The sequence below is a fragment of the Planomicrobium stackebrandtii genome, assembly GCF_030814955.1.
GTDB lineage: Bacteria > Bacillota > Bacilli > Bacillales_A > Planococcaceae > Planococcus > Planococcus stackebrandtii.
This window is the reverse complement of the sequence record NZ_JAUSWB010000013.1, coordinates 44,356-65,316: the sequence shown is the minus strand read 5'-3', so window position 1 is coordinate 65,316 and position 20,961 is coordinate 44,356. Positions and strand designations below refer to the sequence as shown.

The following is a 20,961-nucleotide window of genomic DNA, read 5'->3' as shown; positions in this document are numbered from 1 at the left end:
CAGGATCAAACTCTCCATTATAGAGTAGTGTTGATTGCTCAATACTGCTGGCGTACCGCCGTCTAGATGACGCACGGTTCGCTTGTGATCTGCATGATGCTGATCAGTAAGTTTTGCGCGGGCCGTTTTGCGCGGCCGTTGCGTGTTTGTTGACGTTTTGCTGTTCAGTTTTCAAGGTTCAATTGGTGTGCCGCCGTTTCGTTTATGTTGTTCGTTGTTGCTTGGCGACTTTTATTATATTAAAGCATGTTTATATTCCTGTCAACACTTTCTTGAAAGTTTTTGTCGAAACCGGTTTTTTCCTTCTGTACTCACCACTCCTTTGCCTTATTAACTCCCTTCTCTCACACTGCCATCAGCATTCTCTGGCTACTCAAGCGTATTTTATAAAAATGAAAAACCATTCATCCGCCGGAACAAAGCCAGCGGATAAATGGTTTTATTTTTTGGAAGCTGGCTGCGTTTGCGCTTTTCTTGCTGCGCGCCGCTCTTCCAACTTCTGTCGATCAATATCTGATTGCGCATTGTATTTCGGCAATACCAATAGCTGATACGCATTTACTGCGAGGAATGGGAACAGCAATAAAGTAACCCAGCTGTCGATATTCCCCTCTTCCACCATCAATGCCGGCAGCCATTCCACCGTCGTGATGACAATCATGAAAAATAACGCTGAAATAAATGTATCTTTGTTGGTCCATTTCGCTTTAAAGTAAGCCGTCACCACTCCGGTAACGATTAAAATGGCCAACAAGATTCCATAAAGCCAAACCTGCTCAGTCGTTTCCGCATTTGGTGCGAAACGGAATAAAATCAAATCGGTAATGACCACACCGATGATCAAAAGCTGAACCCAGTTCCATAACCGCAATGTCCGGAAAATATTCATCCCTATTTGGTGCACCGTCAAGTAAGCAAAGAAACACAGCTGGCTGATGATGCTCATCGTTAAGCCGATAATGACCAGCCAGACGAATCCTGCGAGGAATTCTCCCCACTCGCCCGCATTGAACGGTTGAGAAAAGACGTCATCCCAGCGAACGAATAAACCGAGCACTCCTGTGACGACTCCACCAATCAAAAGAGCTTTCAAAAAAAACTTAACCCAATTTCGTATTGTCAATTGAATGCCTCCGTTATTTAAAGTCCTTCTAAGATTGTACCAACCGGCTATTGAAAAATCCATTCACCGCGTGCAACAGATTGTGAACAAAGCTTGAAAGTCAGAGCTTTGTTACTGAATCGCCATATCCTATTGCTAATCACCCATAATAAAAGCCCGGAAACCAGTTAAGGATTCCGGACTGCTTGAGTTTCTATTTTTTATTGGCGAATTGTTTAAGCACTTGCTGCGCAATGTCTTCGTAAATTTTCCCTGTTGGATGCTCTGCCGTATAAACAGATGGCGCAAAGTCTTCTTCGTTCCAATCCGGCTGGCCCAGTGGAATCTGGCCGAGCAACGGCGTCTGCAATTCTTCTGCAAGCTTTGGTCCGCCGCCTTGTCCGAATAAGTATTCTCTCTTACCGGTCTCTTTGCTTTCGAACCACGACATGTTCTCAATAACACCCAATACTTCGTGGTCAGTTTGAAGTGCCATCGCTCCGGCACGCGCCGCGACGAATGCTGCAGTCGGGTGAGGTGTCGTGATGACGATTTCTTTGGAAGCCGGAAGCATTTGGTGGATGTCGAGTGCGACGTCCCCGGTGCCAGGCGGCAGATCCAATAGAAGGTAATCCAAATCTCCCCACTCTACATCACGGAAAAACTGGTCAAGCACTTTGCCGAGCATCGGGCCACGCCAAACGACTGGCATATTGTCTTCCACGAAAAAGCCCATTGAAATGACTTTCACGCCGAAGCGCTCAACCGGAATGATCGTTTGGCCGCGAACGACCGGAGATTTGTCGATGCCCATCATATCCGGCACGCTGAATCCGTAAATATCGGCATCAATCAACCCGACTTTTTTGCCAAGACGCGCCAATGCAATCGCCAAGTTGACAGATACAGTCGATTTGCCGACGCCGCCTTTACCGCTGGCGATTGAAATAAACTCAACTTTGTTGAGTGGGGACAATAGATCTTGTGCTTCTGATTCGTTTGCCGTTCCGCGGAACTGGGCCAGTGCCTCAGGCGGAAGCTCTTCAAAACGGATTCCGACAGATCCTGCTCCCGCCCCTTTCAGGACATCGACAACCTTCATTTGAAGCTGCATTTGTTCAGGTGTGTTGGTTTTGGCAATTGCCAATTTAACGCTGACGTGATTTTTTTCTTCTTTGATCGTTACGGACGTGATGCCGTTTGTTTCAGTCAACGATCTATGTAAAAACGGATCTTCTAGCGTTCCGAGTAATTCGCGCACTTGTACTTCTGTTAACATATCGATACACTCCCTATCAATTTTGCTCACCATAAAGTATAGCACAGCAAATCTTATTTTTAATCTATTCGCGCTTAGAACAAAAATGAAAAAAGCCACTTAACTTCGAGAGGGATTAGAGATCTCGTAAAGTGGCATTTCTTCAATACAATGACTGCAGTGACCAAAAGCTCAACTTACGAATCCAGTTTCAGCATATCGTTTTCATCATAGGTAAAGTCCGGACCCCATGCGACTTCCCAGTAGTAGCCGTCGGGATCTGTAAAGTAACCGGAGTAGCCGCCCCAGAAAACATCTTTCGGTTCTTTGACGACTTTTCCTCCAGCTGCTTTCGCCAGAGCAATCACCTCATCCACCTCTTCTTTATACTTCACATTGTAAGCCAGAGTAATGCCCGAAAATCCGCTGCCGCTTGGCGGATTGTTCTCGTCGATATCTTTTGCCAAATGCTCCAACGGATACAACTCCAGTTTGGTCCCTGATGAATTAAAAAACACAATTTCAGGATTTTCCCCTTTTTCAGCGGTCTCAAAGCCGAGTCCATCCCTGTAAAACTTTACCGACGTTTTCATATCTTTGACACCCAGGCAAATTAAGTTGATTCGATTCATTTCTGCCTCACTCCTTTTGTTTCTTTCTATCTTACCTGTCCAAGTCCTAGTTTGAACATAAAAAAACACTTTCCAAATTTCTTCGGAAAGTGTTTTGTAAACGAAAATCGAAATTAACGTTTTGAGAACTGAGGTGCACGACGTGCTGATTTAAGACCTGGTTTCTTACGTTCTTTCATACGTGGGTCACGTGTTAACAACCCAGCAGATTTCAACGCAGGACGGAATGCAGGGTCTACAGTAAGTAGAGCGCGTGCGATACCGTGACGGATTGCTCCGGCTTGGCCTGTGAATCCACCGCCGTTTACGTTTACAAGGATGTCGTAGCTTCCTAGAGTATCCGTAGCAACTAGTGGCTGTTTGATGATTTGTTGTAATGTTTCGTAAGGAACGTAGTCCGCTACGTCACGTTTGTTGATTGTAATTGTGCCGTTACCCGGTACTAACCGTACGCGAGCTGTTGAGTTTTTACGACGACCTGTTCCAATATATTGAACTTGTGCCAAAGGTGTATCCTCCTCTAATTTACTAATGTATTATCCGCGAAGCTGGTAGTTTTCCGGTGTTTGTGCTTGGTGGTTATGTTCTGGGCCAGCATAGACATGCAGCTTTCTGAACATTTGGCGTCCTAGAGAGTTTTTTGGAAGCATCCCTTTGATAGCCAATTCAAGCATTTTAGTTGGGTATTTTGTGCGCATTTCAAGTGCAGTACGCTGTTTCAATCCACCGCTGTATTGTGTGTGGCGGTAGTAGATTTTGTCTGTAAGCTTTTTCCCTGTAAGGTGAATCTTTTCAGCGTTGATGATGATCACGTGATCACCAGTGTCAACGTTTGGTGTGAATGTTGGTTTGTATTTCCCGCGTAAGATTGAAGCGACTTCAGAAGCTAAACGTCCAAGAGTTTGCCCTTCTGCATCGACAACTAACCATTTACGCTCTACTTCGTGACCCTTAGCCATGAATGTTGTACGCATGTATATTGTCCTCCTAATAAATCGTCTGTTTTTAAATTCTTTTACAGTGTTCCGCTGTTCCGTTTTTTCGTTATCCCTAAACACAAATAACCTTCCGGGGCATATCGTGGGGGTAATGAAAATACCATACATCATGTTATAACGCCAGCGCTAAAAAGTCAAGGGTTTTTCTAAAAACACCAGGAAAAGTTGCTTCAGCTCTTATACATCACGCTTTCCAGGTAAAGTCCGTGCGCTGCCGCTGTTTTTCCGGCAGCATCCCGCTCTGCTGAAGCCACGATTCCGCCAAGCTCTTCCGCTGTTCTTTTGCCGATGCCAACCTCCGTTAATGTCCCTGCAATAATGCGGACCATGTTATACAGGAAGCCGGAACCTTCAATGACCATATGCAGCTCATTGCCATGCTCTTCAAAATCCACGCGCCAAATTGTCCGTACTTTGTCGACCACTGCAGTATTGGCTGCACAAAAGCTTGAGAAATCATGGGTGCCAATCAAAGCTTGTGCAGCCGTTCTCATCGCCTCTACATCAAGCGGCTGCTTGACATGCACCATATAATTGCGTGTGAACGGGCTGATGATCGGGCTGCGGTCCCATTTATAGCGATAGGTTTTGCCGGTCGTATGGTAACGCGCATGAAAAGATGCATCCACTTCTTCAATCGAACTGACCCGGATGTCTTCCGGCAACAGGACATTTAAAGCTTTTAGCCAGCCACTCACAGGAATGGAAAACTCCGTGTCAAAATGAATGACTTGCCCTGTGGCATGCACTTTGGCATCGGTGCGTCCGCTTGCCACGACCTGAACCACTTTGCCTTTGTGGATGGTTTTCAACACTTTCATTAATTCAACTTGAACCGTACGCGACTCCGGCTGCACCTGATAACCTGCAAATCCGGAGCCGTCATAGGAAATGGTCGCTTTTAATCGTTTCATAACTCTCTCTCCTTATACCCGGAAATACCAGAGCATTCCCGCGAGCCCTGCCAGCACCAGCAAACTCAGGCTGTCCACAAAACGCCAGTCCAACTGGCGGTAACGCGTCCTGCCCTCGCCTCCTCGGTAGCCGCGGACTTCCATCGCCGTAGCCAGGTCTTCGGCACGTTTAAAGGCGCTGACGAACAATGGGATCAATAGGGGCACAACTGCCTTGATGCGCTCTTTCATCGGCCCTGAGCCGATATCTGAGCCTCTGGCCATCTGTGCTTTAAGGATCTTGCCCGTCTCGTCCATCAAAGTCGGGATAAACCGCAGGGAAATGGACATCATCAATGCCAATTCATGAACCGGCAGCTTGACGCGTTTGAACGGGCCAAGCAGCACTTCAATGCCATCCGTGATGGAAATCGGCGACGTCGTCAACGTCAGGATGCTGGTGATGAACACCAAGACCAAGAAACGGACTGAGATGAATATCCCTTGCCGCAGCCCTTCTTCGTAAATTTCAATAAAACCGATGTCCAACAGCAAATCGCCTTCCCGCGTAAAGAAAATATGCAGAAAAAAGGTGAAAATCAATAGGATAAAGACCGGTTTCAATCCATTTATCAAGAAATACAGACGAATTTTAGACAGGAAGACCACCAACAACGTGAATCCAAGCAAAATGCCGTAGGTCACCGCACTATTGGCAATAAATACAATGGCGATAAACACAAAGACAAACGAAATTTTCGCGCGCGGATCCATTTGGTGAATGATGGAATTGCCAGGAATAAATCGTCCAAAAATCATTTTCTCCATCATTCGGAATCACGCCCTTCCAATAAAGCCAAAGCGATATTCTTAGCTAAAGCTTCTTCCGTCAAAGAAATGGCACCGAGCTTGATGCCAGCTTTTGCTTCGAACTTCCGCTGCAGACGGATTGTCCGCGGCGGTTCCAAGCGATAGTCTCCTAATTGCTCTTCATTGGAAAAAATCTCTTCAGGCTCTCCAGTGACCACGCAGTGGCCATTGTGCATAATGGCCACACGGTCTGCGTAACGCGCCGCATCTTCCATACTATGCGTCACCAACACCGTCGTCAGGCCTTTTTGGATATGGAGCCGGTGGAACAGGTCCATGATTTCACGGCGGCCGCGTGGATCGAGTCCAGCCGTTGGTTCATCCAGCACCAGAACATCCGGTTCCATTGCCAACACCCCTGCAATAGCGACACGGCGCATTTGCCCGCCCGACAAATCGAACGGGGATTTCGTCAATACTTCTGGAGGCAATCCAAGCTGCTCGACCAGCTCATGTGCGCGGCGGCTTGCCTCTTCTTCCGGAACACCGTAATTCATAGGGCCAAACATAATATCTTTTAAAACCGTTTCATCAAACAGCTGTTGTTCCGGAAATTGAAAGACAATCCCGACTTGGCGGCGGACATCGCGCAAGTTCTTCGCCTTTACACCCGCTTCGATCTTGCGTTCGCCAATCATGACTGATCCTTCGGTCGGCTTTAGCAAAGCATTGAGATGCTGAAGAACTGTCGATTTTCCGGATCCGGTATGTCCAATAATTGCTGTGTAGGAACCAGAAGGAATATGCAAGGACACATCCGTCAACGCCCGTTTTTCAAATGGCGTGTCTTTTGCATAACTGTATCCTACTTCCTGGAGTAATATGTCCATAGGTCATCCACCAATTCATCTTCTGTCATATGTTCCGCTTCAAGCTCGACTCCAGCTTCCCGCAGCAAATGCGTCATGCGCATCGCAAACGGCAAGTCCAATCCCATCGTTGTCAACTGGTTACCGGAAAGAAACACAGCTTCCGGTGTGCCTTCCAACTGCTTGTGTCCTGCATTCATGACCAGGATGCGGTCAGCCATTGCAGCTTCCTCCAAATCATGCGTAATCGAGATGACCGTAAGGCCTGTCGCTCTTCGAAGTTCACGGATGGTTTCGATGACTTCCATGCGCCCTTGCGGATCGAGCATGGAAGTCGCTTCATCCAGTATCAACAGGCGCGGACGGAGTGCAAGAGCACCTGCTATCGCCACACGCTGCTTTTGACCGCCCGATAAATGATGGGGTTCGTGATCGAAATAAGCTTCCATTTTTACCTGGTGCAAAGCTTCTTTGACGCGCAGCACCATTTCTTTATGCGGCACGCCATTGTTTTCCAATGCAAAAGCCACATCGTCCTGAACCGTCGCTCCGACAAATTGATTGTCTGGATTTTGAAAAACCATGCCCATTTGCGAACGGATGTCCCACAGGCTTTCTTCTTCCATCATTCGGCCCATCGCGGACACTTTGCCGGTTTGTGGAAACAATAAGCCATTCATCAATTTAGCGATGGTTGATTTTCCGGAGCCGTTATGGCCTACCAAGGCAATCCATTCCCCGTCTTGAATCGAGAATGATAAATCCTGTACGGCCGGTTTCACCGTTTCGTCCTCTGGCGCATATGTAAATGTCACATTTTCAAATGACAATATGTTCGAATTCATCTCAGCTGACCTCCTCTGACACTTGCTCTGCTATTCTCTACTCTACTGGGTTTCAACAGCTTTTGTAAAACGGTAAATAAATAAAAAAAGCGCGCACCTCATTCAGAGAAATGCGCTTTTCTGTCTCTATGGCTTCCCCGGTTGCTTAAGCCAGGGTTGAATGAGGTGCGTAGAGCTAGACGAGACGCCGCCTTTCGGCTCGCTCATCATAACACTCAGCTTTTCATATTGTCGTATAAATCATAATGCTAAAAGAAGAGGGCTATTGACCCCCTTCGATTGATTAAACCAATTCGATAATAACGATAGGTGCGCCATCTCCGCGACGAGGCCCCATTTTCATAATGCGAGTGTAACCGCCTTGACGGTCAGCGTAACGTGGTGCAACATCATCAAACAATTTCTGCAAAGCATAAGTTGTTGTTTCGTTGCCTTCAGCGTCTGCAGTTGTTACCAACTCACGGCGCATCCATGCTGCTGCTTTACGGCGAGCGTGAAGATCTCCACGTTTACCAAGCGTAATCATTTTTTCTACAGTCGAACGCACTTCTTTCGCACGAGCTTCAGTCGTTTGAATGCGTTCATGTACGATTAAGTCTGTTGTAAGGTCACGTAATAGTGCTTTACGTTGAGAACTTGTACGTTGAAGCTTTCTCATTGAAGTTTCCCTCCTTTGTTGAATAGTTCGGATCCGATCTCAACACTCAGTCTTCTTTACGAAGGCCAAGTCCTAAATCTTCCAACTTCACTTTAACTTCTTCAAGTGATTTGCGTCCGAGGTTGCGTACTTTCATCATGTCGTCTTCTGACTTGCTTGCCAGTTCGTGTACCGTGTTGATACCCGCACGTTTTAAGCAGTTGTAAGATCGAACCGAAAGATCAAGTTCTTCGATAGTCATCTCTAATACTTTTTCTTTTTGGTCTTCTTCTTTTTCAACCATGATTTCAGCCGTTTGTGCCTCATCTGTTAATCCCACGAAGATATTTAAATGCTCAGTAAAAATCTTTGCGCCAAGCGCAATTGCCTCTTTAGGACCAATGCTGCCATCTGTCCAAACATCAAGAGATAATTTGTCGAAATGAGCCAGTTGACCCACACGAGTGTTTTCCACTTGGAAATTAACGCGTGAAACTGGAGTGTAAATAGAGTCAATCGGGATAACGCCGATCGGAAGATCTTCACGTTTGTTCTGATCTGCACGGGCATATCCACGGCCTCTGTTCGCATACATGCGCATACGCAAGTGGCCATTTTTAGCGATTGTTGCAATATATAGATCCGGATTCAGAATTTCCACGTCACTGTCGTGCGTGATATCTGCAGCCGTAACCGTTCCATCACCTTTTACATCAATTTCAATGACTTTTTCTTCGTCAGAGTAAATTTTCAAAGCCAGCTTCTTGATATTCAAAATAATGGTTGCTACATCTTCTTCTACACCTTCAACAGTGGAGAATTCATGCAGTACGCCATCAATTTGAATTGAAGTAACAGCTGCGCCAGGTAAAGATGAAAGTAAGATTCGACGTAAGGAGTTTCCTAAAGTGGTTCCATATCCACGCTCAAGAGGTTCAACAACAAATTTACCGAATTTGGCATTGCTGTCGATCTCAACCGTTTCAATCTTTGGTTTTTCTATTTCGAGCATTCAGTTTACCCTCCTTCAAAACGTCGGTTTTTTTTCGCTTCATCAAAGAATTCGATAGTCACAGACTTTCGCTACGATTCAGAACCCATCCAGTAAGTCGTGATGTTCAAAAATCCCATTCAGATTAACGATTATACGCGACGGCGTTTTGGCGGACGGCAACCGTTGTGAGGTACAGGAGTTACATCTTTAATAGCTGTAACTTCTAGTCCGGCAGCTTGAAGTGCACGGATTGCAGCTTCACGACCTGAACCAGGACCTTTAACTGTAACTTCTAGAGTTTTAAGACCGTGTTCGATTGATGTTTTAGCAGCAGTTTCAGCAGCCATTTGAGCAGCGAAAGGAGTAGATTTACGTGAACCTCTAAATCCTAGAGCCCCTGCACTTGACCATGAAACAGCGTTACCCTGCATATCAGTGATAGTAACGATTGTGTTATTGAATGTTGAGCGGATGTGAGCAATACCAGATTCGATATTCTTTTTCACACGACGCTTACGAGTTTGTTGTTTACGTGCCATGTTAAGAAGAAACCTCCTTTACTGATTATTTTTTCTTGTTAGCTACAGTTTTACGAGGACCCTTACGCGTACGCGCATTGTTCTTCGTATTTTGACCGCGAACAGGTAGTCCACGACGATGGCGGATCCCTCGGAAGCTAGCAATTTCCATCAAGCGTTTGATGTTCATTGAAACTTCACGGCGGAGGTCACCTTCGATTTTGTATTGATCTAATTGTTCACGGATATTGTTCAACTCGTCTTCTGTAAGATCACGAACGCGTGTCTCTTCAGAGATACCAGCAGCAGAAAGAACTTTCTGTGCAGTTGTTTTACCAACACCGAAAATGTATGTTAATGAAATAACAACGCGTTTGTCGCGCGGAATGTCAACACCAGCAATACGTGCCATGTGTGCGATGCACCTCCTTCAAATTAGCCTTGTCTTTGTTTGTGTTTCGGATTTTCACAGATTACCATTACTTTACCGTTTCTGCGAATAACTTTACATTTTTCACAGATCGGTTTTACAGATGGTCTCACTTTCATCTAACCCAACCTCCTTAGTAGTCCGGAGTGCAAAAGATTATTTAAAACGGTATGTGATACGACCGCGTGTTAAATCGTAAGGAGAAAGTTCCACTGTCACTTTATCTCCTGGCAGAATGCGGATGAAATGCATGCGAATCTTGCCTGATACGTGCGCAAGAATCGTATGGCCGTTTTCCAATTCCACTTTAAACATCGCGTTAGGCAAAGTCTCAACGACAGTTCCTTCGATTTCAATTACATCGTCTTTCGCCATCGACCCAGTCTCCCTTCTGTATACAAATCAGGTTCTCATCTTCAAACAGTATTTGCTGATTGAATAGTAATAGTACATTCATTCACAAGAAATGCATGAGTGACATTCGAAAGACATTCTCCGAGTCCCGCAAATACGCGGGCCGGGGTTAATCCGGCAAAGCCAGTCTGTCTCATGTATCCTCGACTGCCCGGACTGCTTTGGATGAGTTCCAAACCCGTTACACAGATGCTTCCACGAAACCCATTATACTAGTTTCGATGCGCAATTGCACTAAAGCGCATTTTGCATCAACTTTCATATCCTGAGTCTTGTTTGCTTTTGCAGCTCTCGAAAATTGAAAATTCATATCTCCGGTGCTCCTTAAAGCCACATGGAGGCAACTAACTGCGCCCGGCGCCGGGGATTAGCCTCGGTCGCCCTTTAGAAGAGCATCAATGTCAGCAAATACTTTTTGGATGTCCTGCTGTCCATCTATATTTTGCAGCACGTTCTTGCTTTCATAGAAATCAAGAAGCGGCTGTGTTTGTTGCATATTTACTTCTAAACGCTTTGTGACGGTTTCAGGCTTATCATCTTCACGCTGGTAGAGTTCTCCGCCATCTTTGTCGCACACTCCAGCTGTTGCCGGCGGGTTAAACACAGTATGGTAAGCAGTTCCACAAACTTTACAGATCCATCGGCCTGTTAAACGTGCAATTAATTCATCTTGTTCGACTTGGATATTTACGACATGCTCGATTCGCTTATCAAGATCGGCCAGAAGAGATTCCAACGCTTCCGCTTGAGGAACTGTTCGTGGAAAGCCGTCTAATAAGAAGCCTTCTTCACAATCCTTTTCGCTTAACCGTTCCCGGACAATGCCGATTGTCACTTCATCAGGCACTAGAGCACCTTGATCCATGAATGATTTAGCTTTCAAGCCCAGCTCCGTTCCGCCTTTTATAGCAGCTCGGAACATGTCACCTGTAGAAATATGAGGGATGTCGTACTTCTTAACAATTTCGTCTGCTTGAGTACCTTTTCCGGCACCCGGTAGACCCATTAATACGATATTCATACGTTTTCCCCCTCAAACAATTGGACAAGAGACGCTTTCACGTCCCTCTAGATCCCACTGATTATTTCATAAAGCCTTTATAATGACGTTTTACAAGCTGAGATTCCAATTGTTTCATCGTTTCAAGTGCTACCCCAACGACAATCAATAGACTTGTTCCGCCGATTTGCGCCGATTGCGGCAAATTCGCAATGTTGATGAAGAAAATCGGTAGAATGGCAATGACTGCAAGGAAGATGGCACCGACAAAAGTCAATCGGTATAACACACTTGTTAAATAATCCTGCGTATTTTTACCCGGACGGATTCCCGGAATATATGCGCCTTGCTTTTTCAAGTTATCCGACACGTTTTCAGGATTAACCTGAATAAATGCGTAGAAGTACGTGAATGCTACGATCAATGCGACATAAATAATCATGCCGACAGGGCGCGTATAATCAAACGTATTCGTAATCGCTTCTGTAAACGCGTTGGCACCAAAGAAAGAAGCAATGGTTTGCGGCGTAATGATAAACGCTACTGCAAAGATTACCGGGATAACTCCGGCCGCGTTCACTTTCAAGGGTAAATGCGTTTGCTGCCCACTTGTTGTCTGACCGCGGCCAGCAACTCGTTTTGCATACTGAATCGGTATTTTACGCAACGCTTGTTGAACGTAAATAACCAAAACCGTAATGGCAACAACAGCTAATGCAAGCAATGCCATAATGGCAATATTCACCGGAAGCTGATCTCCAGCTCCTTGGATCTGCTGTGCATACAATTGATTTACAGCGCCTGGTACTGCAGCGACAATCCCTGCGAAGATGATAATCGAAATACCGTTCCCCACACCTTTTGCCGTAATCTGCTCACCAAGCCACAGTAGAAACGCCGTACCTGCAGTCAATACAATGGCGATGACAACATATGTTGAAATCGTATCATTCTGGATTAAAGAACCGCCGTACATTTGGTTAAATCCATAAGACATACCGATTGCTTGAATAAAGGCAAGAACGATTGTGAAGTAGCGAGTGAATTGAGCAAGTTTCCGTCTTCCGACTTCTCCTTGTTTCGCCCACTCTGCAAATTTCGGTACAACATCCATCTGCAATAATTGCACAATGATTGATGCTGTAATGTATGGCATAATTCCCATTGCTAAAATCGAAAAGTTAGCAAGGGCACCTCCACCGAAAGTATTTAAGAATCCGACCAGACCCATCTGGTCAGTAGCTTGCAAAACCGAAGCATCAACATTCGGTACTGGAACAAAAGTTCCAATACGGAAAATGATGAGCATCAGTAATGTAAAGAATATTTTATTTCGAATATCAGTCACGCGCATAAAATTAGAGATTGTCTGAAACATTAAACCACCTCGGTTTGTCCGCCGGCAGCTTCAATCGCTTCTTTAGCTGATCCAGAGAATTTGTGAGCTTTTACTGTCAATTTCTTTTCTAAGCTACCATTGCCGAGAATTTTGATTCCAGAACGTTCATTGCTCACAATACCTGTTTCAATCAACAATGCAGGTGTAACTTCTGTGCCTTCGTCGAAACGATTTAACACTTCGATGTTTACGACTGCATAGTCTTTACGGTTAATGTTGGTAAATCCACGTTTTGGCAAACGACGGAACAAAGGATTTTGACCACCTTCGAATCCAGGGCGAACACCGCCGCCTGAACGTGCGTTTTGACCTTTATGACCTTTACCTGCTGTTTTACCAGTACCTGAACCGATACCGCGTCCGATACGCTTTCTTGAGCTGCGTGAACCTTCTGCCGGTTTTAATTCATGAAGTTTCATTTGGTTGGCACCTCCTTCTATAGAAATCCGTAATTAAACTTCTTTGATAGTTACTAAGTGAGCGACTTTATCAAGCATTCCGCGAACGGCTGCATTGTCTTGATGCTCAACAGTTTGGTGCATTTTGCGCAATCCCAATGATTGAACAGTTTTACGTTGTGGCGGTTTAGCACCGATCACAGATTTTGTGAGGGTAATTTCCAATTTAGTTGCCATGTGATTTTCCCTCCTATCCTAACAGTTCTTCTATTGATTTGCCGCGAAGTTTTGCAACTTCATCAGCACTTTTCAATTGAGTTAAACCGTTAATAGTTGCACGTACCATGTTGATTGGTGTGCTTGAACCTAGAGATTTAGATAAAATATCTTGTACCCCAGCTAATTCAAGTACCGCACGAACAGGTCCGCCAGCAATTACACCAGTACCCGGAGAAGCAGGTTTGATTAGGATTTGGCCTGCGCCAAAACGACCAATTACTAAGTGTGGAGTTGTACCTTTAACCATTGGTACTTCAATAAGGTTTTTCTTCGCATCTTCGATGGCTTTGCGGATAGCATCTGGAACTTCTTGAGCTTTACCAGTACCAAAACCAACATTGCCATTTCTGTCGCCTACAACAACTAAAGCGGAGAAACGGAAACGACGTCCACCTTTTACAACTTTAGCTACGCGATTGATTGTAACTACGCGTTCTTCAAGTTCAAGTTTGTTTGGATCAATACGACTCATGAAATGTGTCCCTCCTTCTTTTTAAAATTGTAAACCATTTTCGCGTGCAGCTTCTGCTAATGCTTTTACGCGTCCATGATATAAATAACCACCGCGGTCGAAAACAACCGATTTCAAGCCGTTTTCAGTAGCGCGTTTTGCGATTGTTTCGCCGACTTTAGCTGCCGCTTCCACGTTGCCCGTTGATTCTACTGAGAAATCTTTCTCCATAGAAGATGCACTTGCAAGTGTAACGCCATTTGTATCGTCGATCAATTGAGCGTAAATGTATTTATTTGAACGGAATACGTTTAAACGTGGGCGTTGTGCTGTACCCGTAATTTTAGAACGTACGCGTGCATGACGTTTTTTACGAGATGCGTTTTTGTCGAGTTTCGTAATCACTGAGGTCACTCCTTTCAGCCTGCCTAAGCAGCATTATTTACCTGTTTTACCTTCTTTGCGGCGAACTGCTTCTCCTTCGTAACGAATACCTTTGCCTTTATATGGCTCTGGTGGACGCGTTGCGCGGATGTTCGAAGCAAGAGCTCCAACACGTTCTTTATCAATGCCTTTAACAATGACTTTAGTGTTAGCTGGGACTTCAACTGTGATTCCTTCTTCCGGTGTGAATTCTACCGGGTGAGAGTAACCAACGTTAAGAACCAATTTTTGTCCTTGCAATTGAGCACGGTAACCGACACCAACTAGTTCAAGTGAACGTTGGAATCCTTCTGAAACTCCAGTGACCATGTTCGCAAGCAAAGCACGACTTGTACCGTGGTTTGTGCGGTGATCTTTAGAATCTGAAGGACGTGTCAATGTTAGCACGTTTTCTTCTTGTGCGATTGTAATATCTTGGTTAAATGTGCGAGTCAACTCGCCTTTAGGGCCTTTAACAGTTACGGTATTCTTGTCTCCAAGAGTTACGGTAACGTTAGCAGGCACCTCGATTGGTTTTTTACCTACACGTGACATTCTGTTGCACCTCCATTCGCTTGTTGCTTATTACCAAACGTATGCTATGATTTCTCCGCCGATTTGTTTCGCGCGGGCTTCTTTATCAGTTACCAAACCTTGTGATGTTGAGACTAAAGCGATTCCAAGACCGTTTAGTACACGTGGCACCTCATTAGTTTTAGCGTAAACACGTAATCCTGGTTTTGAAATGCGTTTCAATCCAGTAATAACGCGTTCGTTGTTTGCTCCATATTTAAGGAAAATACGGATCATGCCTTGTTTATCATCTTCAACATATTCCACGTCACGAACGAAACCTTCACGCTTAAGGATTTCAGCGATGTCTTTTTTCACATTAGAAGCCGGAAGCTCTAATTTCTCGTGACGAACCATGTTTGCGTTACGAATGCGTGTCAGCATATCTGCAATCGGATCTGTCATTGTCATTACTTTTACCTCCTTCCCAAATTAGGGGATTACCAGCTGGCTTTTTTGACGCCAGGAATTTGTCCCACATATGCAAGTTCACGGAAACAAATACGGCAAAGTTTAAATTTGCGTAATACTGAATGCGGACGTCCGCATCGTTCACAGCGTGTGTACTCTTGTACTTTAAACTTTGGCGTGCGTTTTTGTTTTGCGATCATAGATTTTTTAGCCACGTTTACGCCTCCCTCACGTTTACTTTTGGAACGGCATTCCGAATTGTGTTAATAACTCACGAGCTTCTTCATCAGAGTTCGCAGTTGTTACAATTACGATGTCCATACCGCGTACTTTGTTCACTTTATCATAATCGATTTCAGGGAAGATTAACTGTTCTTTCACGCCAAGTGTGTAGTTGCCGCGTCCGTCGAACGATTTGTTCGATACGCCACGGAAGTCACGTACACGTGGAAGTGAGATAGCAATCAATTTATCCAGGAAGTCATACATACGCTCTCCGCGTAGTGTAACTTTACATCCGATAGGCATACCTTCACGAAGACGGAAGCCAGCGATAGATTTCTTAGCTTTAGTAATGACTGGTTTTTGGCCAGTGATCGTTTGTAATTCTTCAACAGCAGAGTCAAGTGACTTCGTGTTTTGAACAGCTTCGCCTACACCCATGTTGATGACGATTTTGTTTACTTCAGGTGCCTGCATTACCGATTTATATTCAAACTTGCTCACTAGAGCAGGAGTGATTTCATTCACATATTTTTCTTTTAGGCGGTTCATGTGTGTACCTCCCTTCATTCAGGAATTTTATTTATCTAATTTTTCGCCGGATTTTTTTGCAACACGAACTTTTTTACCATCTTCAACCTTATATCCTACACGAGTCGGCTCGCCGGATTTAGGGTCAAGTAACATTACGTTAGAAACGTGAATTGCTGCTTCTTGGCTGACAATTCCACCTTGTGGGCTTGCCTGGTTCGGTTTTGTATGCTTTTTAATGATGTTTACACCTTCAACAAGCACACGGTCTTTCTTAGGTAAAGCAGTCAAAACAACACCTGTTTTGCCTTTGTCTTTGCCTGAGATTACCTTAACTGTATCGCCTTTTTTAACATGCATTCTGTCGCACCTCCTTGGTATGGCACATTGATTTATTAAAGAACTTCAGGAGCAAGTGATACGATTTTCATGAAGCTGTTATCGCGAAGTTCGCGGGCAACAGGTCCGAAAATACGAGTTCCGCGTGGACCTTTGTCGTCACGGATAATGACACATGCATTTTCATCAAATTTGATATAAGTACCGTCTTTACGGCGAGCTCCGCTTTTCGTGCGAACGATGACAGCCTTAACGACTTCACCCTTCTTAACAACGCCACCTGGTGTTGCTTTTTTCACGGTACAAACGATTACGTCACCGATGTTTGCAGTCTTGCGACCAGAACCACCAAGTACTTTAATCGTTAGTACTTCACGAGCACCCGAGTTGTCTGCAACTTTTAAACGACTTTCCTGTTGGATCACTTAGGTAACCTCCCTCCGGAATTTCTTAGGTTCCGAAATTATTTAAATTAAATGATAACCGCTTTTTCTACAATTTCCAATACGCGGAAACGTTTTGTAGCTGATAACGGACGAGTTTCCATGATGCGAACTACGTCGCCCATTTTCGCTTCGTTTAGCTCATCATGAGCTTTATATTTCTTAGAGTATTTTACACGTTTGCCATAGAATGCGTGCTTCTTTTGAGTTTCAACCATTACTGTAACGGTTTTGTCCATTTTGTCAGACACAACACGGCCTGTGTATACTTTGCGTTGGTTACGCTCAGTCATACTTGCAAACCTCCTCTCGATTTATCAGTTATTGCCACTGAGTACTCTTTCGTGAATCACAGTTTTCATACGGGCAATCGCTTTACGTACTTCGCGGATGCGAGCAGTGTTTTCTAATTGACCAGTAGCCAATTGGAAGCGAAGGTTGAAAAGCTCTTCTTTCAGTGATTTCACTTTTTGTTCAATCTCAGCAGTGGTTAGGTCACGGATTTCATTAGCTTTCATTCGATTCACCACCAATTTCTTCGCGTTTGATGAACTTCGTTTTGATCGGAAGTTTGTGAGATGCTAGGCGCAATGCTTCGCGTGCCACTTCTTCAGATACTCCACCAAGTTCGAACATGATTTTACCAGTTTTGACAACGGCTACCCAACCTTCAGGTGAACCTTTACCAGATCCCATACGAACCTCTAGAGGCTTTTTCGTATATGGTTTATGAGGGAAAATTTTGATCCAGACTTTACCGCCACGTTTCATGTAACGAGTCATGGAAATACGTGCTGCTTCGATTTGACGGTTAGTGATCCAAGATGATTCTAGTGCTTGGAGACCAAATTCGCCGAATGCGATTTCTTTACCGCCTTTAGCTTCCCCGCGCATCTTGCCTCGGTGCTCTCTACGATATTTAACGCGTTTAGGCATTAACATATTATTTGCCTCCTTCCTCAGATTTCTTCTTAGTTGGAAGGACTTCACCGCGGTAGATCCATACTTTTACGCCAAGCTTGCCGTAAGTTGTGTCTGCTTCAGCATGCGCATAATCGATATCGGCACGAAGCGTATGGAGCGGAACAGTACCTTCACTGTAGTGTTCAGCACGCGCAATGTCAGCGCCGCCTAGACGTCCAGATACTTGAGTTTTGATTCCTTTAGCGCCAGAACGCATAGTGCGTTGGATCGCTTGTTTTTGTGCACGGCGGAAAGATACTCGGTTTTCCAATTGACGTGCAACACTTTCAGCAACCAATCTTGCATCAAGGTCAGCTCTTTTGATTTCGATAATGTTGATGTGTACACGCTTGCCAGTCATAGAGTTAAGTTGGTTGCGAAGTACTTCTACTTCAGATCCACCTTTACCGATTACCATACCTGGTTTCGCAGTGTGAATAGTTACGTTGACACGGTTTGCAGCGCGCTCAATTTCAATTTTAGAAACTGAAGCTTCTTTCAAACGTGCTTCAACGTATTCACGGATTTTAATATCTTCGTGAAGAAGTGTCGCATAATCTTTCTCAGCGTACCATTTGGATTCCCAATCACGAATGATTCCGATACGCATCCCAATTGGATGTATTTTTTGTCCCACGAATTACCCCTCCTTCTTGTCAGATACCACTAGTGTGATGTGGCTTGTGCGTTTATTAATCGCGCTTGCGCGTCCCATTGCACGTGGACGGAAACGTTTAAGTGTTGGTCCTTCGTCAACGAATACTTCACTGATGACCAAGTCATTCAGATCCATTTCGTAGTTGTGTTCAGCGTTAGCAGCTGCAGATTTCAATAACTTCTCAACAACAATAGATGCTGCTTTCGGAGTGTGGTTCAAAATCGCAACAGCTTCGCCAATTTGCTTGCCTCGAATTAAATCTACAACTAAACGGACTTTACGAGGAGCAATACGTACTGTTCTAGCGACAGCTTTTGCTTGCATAGGGAAATCCTCCTCTCAATTAACGTCTTGTTTTCTTATCGTCTGCACCATGACTAGCGTATTTGCGTGTTGGAGCGAATTCGCCTAGTTTATGGCCCACCATGTCTTCAGTCACGTATACAGGGATGTGCTTACGACCATCGTATACTGCGATTGTTTGTCCGATGAATGTCGGGAAAATTGTAGAACGGCGAGACCAAGTTTTGATCACTTGTTTTTTCTCAGAGTCCTTTTGTGCTTCAACTTTTTTCATAAGATGATCATCAACAAAAGGTCCTTTTTTCAAGCTGCGGCCCATGTGGGATCCTCCCTTCGTGATCGCACCACGGTTCTTTTGGCGAACCGTAGCGGAATCAAATTATTTTTTACGACGACGCACGATAAATTTATCTGATTTGTTCGTTTTCTTGCGTGTTTTGTAACCAAGAGTTGGTTTACCCCAAGGAGACATTGGTGATTTACGTCCGATTGGCGAGCGTCCTTCACCACCACCGTGTGGGTGATCGTTAGGGTTCATTACAGATCCGCGGACTGTTGGGCGATTGCCCTTCCAGCGGTTACGTCCTGCTTTACCAATGTTAATCAATTCGTGCTGCTCATTTCCTACTGCACCGATAGTTGCGCGGCAAGTAGCAAGGATCATGCGAACTTCGCCTGATTGCAAACGAACTGTTACGTATTTTCCTTCTTTACCCAATACTTGAGCTGAAGTTCCTGCAGAACGAACTAGTTGTCCGCCGCCGCCTGGCTTCAATTCGATGTTATGGATTGTAGAACCCATTGGGATGTTTGACAACGGCAAAGCGTTACCCGCCTTGATGTCTGCTTCAATACCTGACATAAGTTGAGTTCCAACTTCGACTCCTTTAGGAGCGAGGATGTAACGTTTCTCACCATCAGCGTAATGAATCAATGCGATGTTCGCAGAACGGTTAGGATCGTACTCAATTGTAGCAACGCGTCCTGGAATGCCATCTTTGTTACGTTTGAAATCGATAACACGGTATTGGCGTTTATGTCCACCACCGTGATGGCGTACAGTTATTTTACCTTGGTTATTACGGCCGCCCTTGCGCTTTACAGGTCGTAAAAGCGATTTTTCAGGTTTGTTCGTAGTGATTTCAGCGAAATCTGAACTCGTCATGTTACGACGACCGTTAGTGGTAGGTTTATATTTTCTTATCCCCACGTTGTTTCCCTCCTTCTTTAATAGTCCTTTAAGAACTTATAAAAATTAAATTTCGAATAGCTCGATGTCTTTAGATTCAGCAGTCAATTTAACAATCGCTTTACGGCGTTTGTTTGTGTATCCTGCGTGTTTGCCCATGCGCTTGAATTTGCCTTTGTAGTTCATGATGTTGACTTTCTCAACTTTCACGCCAAAGATCTCCTGCACTGCTTGTTTAACTTGTGTTTTGTTTGCGCGAGTGTCCACTTCAAAAGTGTACTTTTTCTCTGCCATTACTTCAGACGATTGCTCAGTAATGACTGGACGTTTAATTACATCACGTGCTTCCATTAACTAAGCACCTCCTCAATTTTCTCAATCGCTGCTTTTGTCATAACAATTTTGTCATGTCCAAGCAAGTCTAAAACGTTGATGCCATCTGCTGCTACTACTGTCATTCCGTGAAGGTTACGTGCAGATTTTGCAACGTTCTCATCAAGGTCAGCAGTTACGAACAAAGCTTTTTTGCCAATTGAAAGATCTTGGATCAACTGGTTGAAAGATTTTGTTTTCGGTGCATCAAATGTCAATCCTTCAAGCACCATCAGGTTTTCTCCGATTACTGCAGATGAAAGTGCAGAACGTAGAGCTAAACGACGTACTTTCTTAGGAAGTTTGTAGCTATAGCTACGTGGAGTTGGTCCGAATACGACACCGCCTCCGCGCCATTGTGGTGAACGGATCGACCCTTGACGAGCACGTCCAGTTCCTTTTTGACGCCATGGCTTTTTACCACCACCAGCTACTTCAGAACGGTTTTTTACTTTATGGTTACCTTGACGAAGTGAAGCGCGTTGAGACACTACTGCGTCAAATAACACTGATTCATTTGGTTCGATACCGAATACATAGTCGTTCAATTCGATGTCGCCCACTTGTGAACCTGTTTGATTTAATAAAGCTACTTTAGGCATTCTTG

36 protein-coding genes are annotated in these 20,961 nt (G+C 44.7%); all 36 read right to left on the bottom strand.

What is annotated here, in order from left to right; translation table 11 throughout:
* Nucleotides 1-439: 439 nt before the first annotated feature.
* On the bottom strand, nt 440-1,123 hold the full coding sequence (locus tag QOZ98_RS18505; RefSeq protein WP_308788713.1) for a KinB-signaling pathway activation protein: 684 nt from the start codon (nt 1,121-1,123) through the stop codon (nt 440-442).
* 193 nt (nt 1,124-1,316) lie between these two features.
* Entirely contained in the window at nt 1,317-2,381 is a 1,065-nt protein-coding gene (locus QOZ98_RS18500; RefSeq protein WP_308788712.1) for an Mrp/NBP35 family ATP-binding protein, read from the bottom strand.
* A 176-nt stretch (nt 2,382-2,557) separates the two neighbouring features.
* Nucleotides 2,558-2,992, bottom strand: a complete 435-nt coding sequence (locus tag QOZ98_RS18495) for a VOC family protein (RefSeq protein ID WP_308788711.1) — start codon at nt 2,990-2,992, stop codon at nt 2,558-2,560.
* A 113-nt stretch (nt 2,993-3,105) separates the two neighbouring features.
* Nucleotides 3,106-3,498, bottom strand: coding sequence for a 30S ribosomal protein S9 (gene rpsI, locus QOZ98_RS18490; RefSeq protein WP_142830579.1), 393 nt, complete (start codon nt 3,496-3,498; stop codon nt 3,106-3,108).
* A gap of 30 nt (nt 3,499-3,528) precedes the next feature.
* Nucleotides 3,529-3,966 (bottom strand): 50S ribosomal protein L13, encoded by a 438-nt coding sequence (rplM, locus tag QOZ98_RS18485; RefSeq protein ID WP_142830577.1) that lies wholly within the window; start codon nt 3,964-3,966, stop codon nt 3,529-3,531.
* 194 nt (nt 3,967-4,160) lie between these two features.
* Nucleotides 4,161-4,904, bottom strand: a complete 744-nt coding sequence (gene truA / locus QOZ98_RS18480) for a tRNA pseudouridine(38-40) synthase TruA (protein WP_308788710.1) — start codon at nt 4,902-4,904, stop codon at nt 4,161-4,163.
* Between the two features lie 12 nt (nt 4,905-4,916).
* Nucleotides 4,917-5,714 (bottom strand): energy-coupling factor transporter transmembrane component T family protein, encoded by a 798-nt coding sequence (locus tag QOZ98_RS18475; protein ID WP_308788709.1) that lies wholly within the window; start codon nt 5,712-5,714, stop codon nt 4,917-4,919.
* On the bottom strand, nt 5,711-6,583 hold the full coding sequence (locus tag QOZ98_RS18470) for an energy-coupling factor ABC transporter ATP-binding protein (RefSeq protein WP_308788708.1): 873 nt from the start codon (nt 6,581-6,583) through the stop codon (nt 5,711-5,713). Before QOZ98_RS18470 ends, QOZ98_RS18475 begins: the two co-directional genes overlap by 4 nt.
* A complete protein-coding gene (locus QOZ98_RS18465) occupies nt 6,559-7,407 on the bottom strand; it encodes an energy-coupling factor ABC transporter ATP-binding protein (protein WP_308788707.1) in 849 nt (282 codons plus the stop codon). The genes QOZ98_RS18470 and QOZ98_RS18465 overlap by 25 nt, the downstream gene beginning before the upstream one ends.
* Before the next feature lie 283 nt (nt 7,408-7,690).
* Nucleotides 7,691-8,065 (bottom strand): 50S ribosomal protein L17, encoded by a 375-nt coding sequence (gene rplQ / locus QOZ98_RS18460; protein WP_008432531.1) that lies wholly within the window; start codon nt 8,063-8,065, stop codon nt 7,691-7,693.
* Between the two features lie 46 nt (nt 8,066-8,111).
* A complete protein-coding gene (locus QOZ98_RS18455) occupies nt 8,112-9,056 on the bottom strand; it encodes a DNA-directed RNA polymerase subunit alpha (RefSeq protein ID WP_142830567.1) in 945 nt (314 codons plus the stop codon).
* A gap of 131 nt (nt 9,057-9,187) precedes the next feature.
* Nucleotides 9,188-9,577 (bottom strand): 30S ribosomal protein S11, encoded by a 390-nt coding sequence (gene rpsK, locus QOZ98_RS18450; RefSeq protein ID WP_006828953.1) that lies wholly within the window; start codon nt 9,575-9,577, stop codon nt 9,188-9,190.
* A gap of 25 nt (nt 9,578-9,602) precedes the next feature.
* Complete coding sequence (rpsM, locus tag QOZ98_RS18445) at nt 9,603-9,968, bottom strand: 30S ribosomal protein S13 (protein ID WP_006828952.1); 366 nt, start codon at nt 9,966-9,968, stop codon at nt 9,603-9,605.
* A gap of 23 nt (nt 9,969-9,991) precedes the next feature.
* Entirely contained in the window at nt 9,992-10,105 is a 114-nt protein-coding gene (gene rpmJ / locus QOZ98_RS18440) for a 50S ribosomal protein L36 (RefSeq protein ID WP_006828951.1), read from the bottom strand.
* A 37-nt stretch (nt 10,106-10,142) separates the two neighbouring features.
* A complete protein-coding gene (gene infA / locus QOZ98_RS18435) occupies nt 10,143-10,361 on the bottom strand; it encodes a translation initiation factor IF-1 (RefSeq protein ID WP_006828950.1) in 219 nt (72 codons plus the stop codon).
* Between the two features lie 406 nt (nt 10,362-10,767).
* Entirely contained in the window at nt 10,768-11,421 is a 654-nt protein-coding gene (locus QOZ98_RS18430; RefSeq protein ID WP_142830565.1) for an adenylate kinase, read from the bottom strand.
* A gap of 61 nt (nt 11,422-11,482) precedes the next feature.
* Nucleotides 11,483-12,778, bottom strand: coding sequence for a preprotein translocase subunit SecY (gene secY, locus QOZ98_RS18425; RefSeq protein WP_308788706.1), 1,296 nt, complete (start codon nt 12,776-12,778; stop codon nt 11,483-11,485).
* A complete protein-coding gene (gene rplO, locus QOZ98_RS18420; protein WP_142830562.1) occupies nt 12,778-13,218 on the bottom strand; it encodes a 50S ribosomal protein L15 in 441 nt (146 codons plus the stop codon). The genes secY and rplO overlap by 1 nt, the downstream gene beginning before the upstream one ends.
* Before the next feature lie 33 nt (nt 13,219-13,251).
* A complete protein-coding gene (rpmD, locus tag QOZ98_RS18415; protein ID WP_006828946.1) occupies nt 13,252-13,434 on the bottom strand; it encodes a 50S ribosomal protein L30 in 183 nt (60 codons plus the stop codon).
* Between the two features lie 13 nt (nt 13,435-13,447).
* Complete coding sequence (gene rpsE, locus QOZ98_RS18410) at nt 13,448-13,948, bottom strand: 30S ribosomal protein S5 (protein ID WP_142830560.1); 501 nt, start codon at nt 13,946-13,948, stop codon at nt 13,448-13,450.
* A gap of 21 nt (nt 13,949-13,969) precedes the next feature.
* Nucleotides 13,970-14,332, bottom strand: a complete 363-nt coding sequence (rplR, locus tag QOZ98_RS18405) for a 50S ribosomal protein L18 (RefSeq protein WP_142830558.1) — start codon at nt 14,330-14,332, stop codon at nt 13,970-13,972.
* 33 nt (nt 14,333-14,365) lie between these two features.
* Nucleotides 14,366-14,905: a 50S ribosomal protein L6 gene (gene rplF, locus QOZ98_RS18400; protein WP_142830556.1), complete on the bottom strand. Its 540-nt coding sequence runs from the start codon at nt 14,903-14,905 to the stop codon at nt 14,366-14,368.
* Nucleotides 14,906-14,935: 30 nt separating this feature from the next.
* Nucleotides 14,936-15,334, bottom strand: coding sequence for a 30S ribosomal protein S8 (gene rpsH / locus QOZ98_RS18395; RefSeq protein ID WP_006828942.1), 399 nt, complete (start codon nt 15,332-15,334; stop codon nt 14,936-14,938).
* Between the two features lie 29 nt (nt 15,335-15,363).
* Nucleotides 15,364-15,549: a 30S ribosomal protein S14 gene (rpsN, locus tag QOZ98_RS18390; RefSeq protein ID WP_006828941.1), complete on the bottom strand. Its 186-nt coding sequence runs from the start codon at nt 15,547-15,549 to the stop codon at nt 15,364-15,366.
* A gap of 19 nt (nt 15,550-15,568) precedes the next feature.
* Nucleotides 15,569-16,108: a 50S ribosomal protein L5 gene (gene rplE / locus QOZ98_RS18385; RefSeq protein ID WP_142830553.1), complete on the bottom strand. Its 540-nt coding sequence runs from the start codon at nt 16,106-16,108 to the stop codon at nt 15,569-15,571.
* 27 nt (nt 16,109-16,135) lie between these two features.
* Nucleotides 16,136-16,447 carry a 50S ribosomal protein L24 gene (rplX, locus tag QOZ98_RS18380; protein WP_142830551.1) on the bottom strand — a complete coding sequence of 104 codons (312 nt, stop codon included), beginning with the start codon at nt 16,445-16,447 and terminating at the stop codon, nt 16,136-16,138.
* Nucleotides 16,448-16,482: 35 nt separating this feature from the next.
* Nucleotides 16,483-16,851 (bottom strand): 50S ribosomal protein L14, encoded by a 369-nt coding sequence (rplN, locus tag QOZ98_RS18375; protein ID WP_006828938.1) that lies wholly within the window; start codon nt 16,849-16,851, stop codon nt 16,483-16,485.
* Nucleotides 16,852-16,898: 47 nt separating this feature from the next.
* Nucleotides 16,899-17,162 carry a 30S ribosomal protein S17 gene (gene rpsQ / locus QOZ98_RS18370; protein WP_008432511.1) on the bottom strand — a complete coding sequence of 88 codons (264 nt, stop codon included), beginning with the start codon at nt 17,160-17,162 and terminating at the stop codon, nt 16,899-16,901.
* A gap of 24 nt (nt 17,163-17,186) precedes the next feature.
* A complete protein-coding gene (rpmC, locus tag QOZ98_RS18365) occupies nt 17,187-17,387 on the bottom strand; it encodes a 50S ribosomal protein L29 (RefSeq protein WP_006828936.1) in 201 nt (66 codons plus the stop codon).
* The gene (rplP, locus tag QOZ98_RS18360; protein ID WP_142830549.1) at nt 17,377-17,811 is read right to left on the bottom strand and encodes a 50S ribosomal protein L16; all 435 of its coding nucleotides are present in this window, start codon (nt 17,809-17,811) and stop codon (nt 17,377-17,379) included. Before rplP ends, rpmC begins: the two co-directional genes overlap by 11 nt.
* A 1-nt stretch (nt 17,812) precedes the next feature.
* On the bottom strand, nt 17,813-18,469 hold the full coding sequence (gene rpsC / locus QOZ98_RS18355; protein WP_049694551.1) for a 30S ribosomal protein S3: 657 nt from the start codon (nt 18,467-18,469) through the stop codon (nt 17,813-17,815).
* A gap of 3 nt (nt 18,470-18,472) precedes the next feature.
* Entirely contained in the window at nt 18,473-18,814 is a 342-nt protein-coding gene (rplV, locus tag QOZ98_RS18350) for a 50S ribosomal protein L22 (protein ID WP_006828933.1), read from the bottom strand.
* A gap of 19 nt (nt 18,815-18,833) precedes the next feature.
* Nucleotides 18,834-19,112 (bottom strand): 30S ribosomal protein S19, encoded by a 279-nt coding sequence (gene rpsS, locus QOZ98_RS18345; RefSeq protein WP_006828932.1) that lies wholly within the window; start codon nt 19,110-19,112, stop codon nt 18,834-18,836.
* 60 nt (nt 19,113-19,172) lie between these two features.
* Entirely contained in the window at nt 19,173-20,003 is an 831-nt protein-coding gene (rplB, locus tag QOZ98_RS18340) for a 50S ribosomal protein L2 (RefSeq protein WP_142830547.1), read from the bottom strand.
* A gap of 45 nt (nt 20,004-20,048) precedes the next feature.
* Nucleotides 20,049-20,333 (bottom strand): 50S ribosomal protein L23, encoded by a 285-nt coding sequence (rplW, locus tag QOZ98_RS18335; protein WP_006828930.1) that lies wholly within the window; start codon nt 20,331-20,333, stop codon nt 20,049-20,051.
* Nucleotides 20,333-20,956, bottom strand: a complete 624-nt coding sequence (gene rplD / locus QOZ98_RS18330; RefSeq protein ID WP_142830545.1) for a 50S ribosomal protein L4 — start codon at nt 20,954-20,956, stop codon at nt 20,333-20,335. The genes rplW and rplD overlap by 1 nt, the downstream gene beginning before the upstream one ends.
* Between the last annotated feature and the right edge of the window lie 5 nt (nt 20,957-20,961).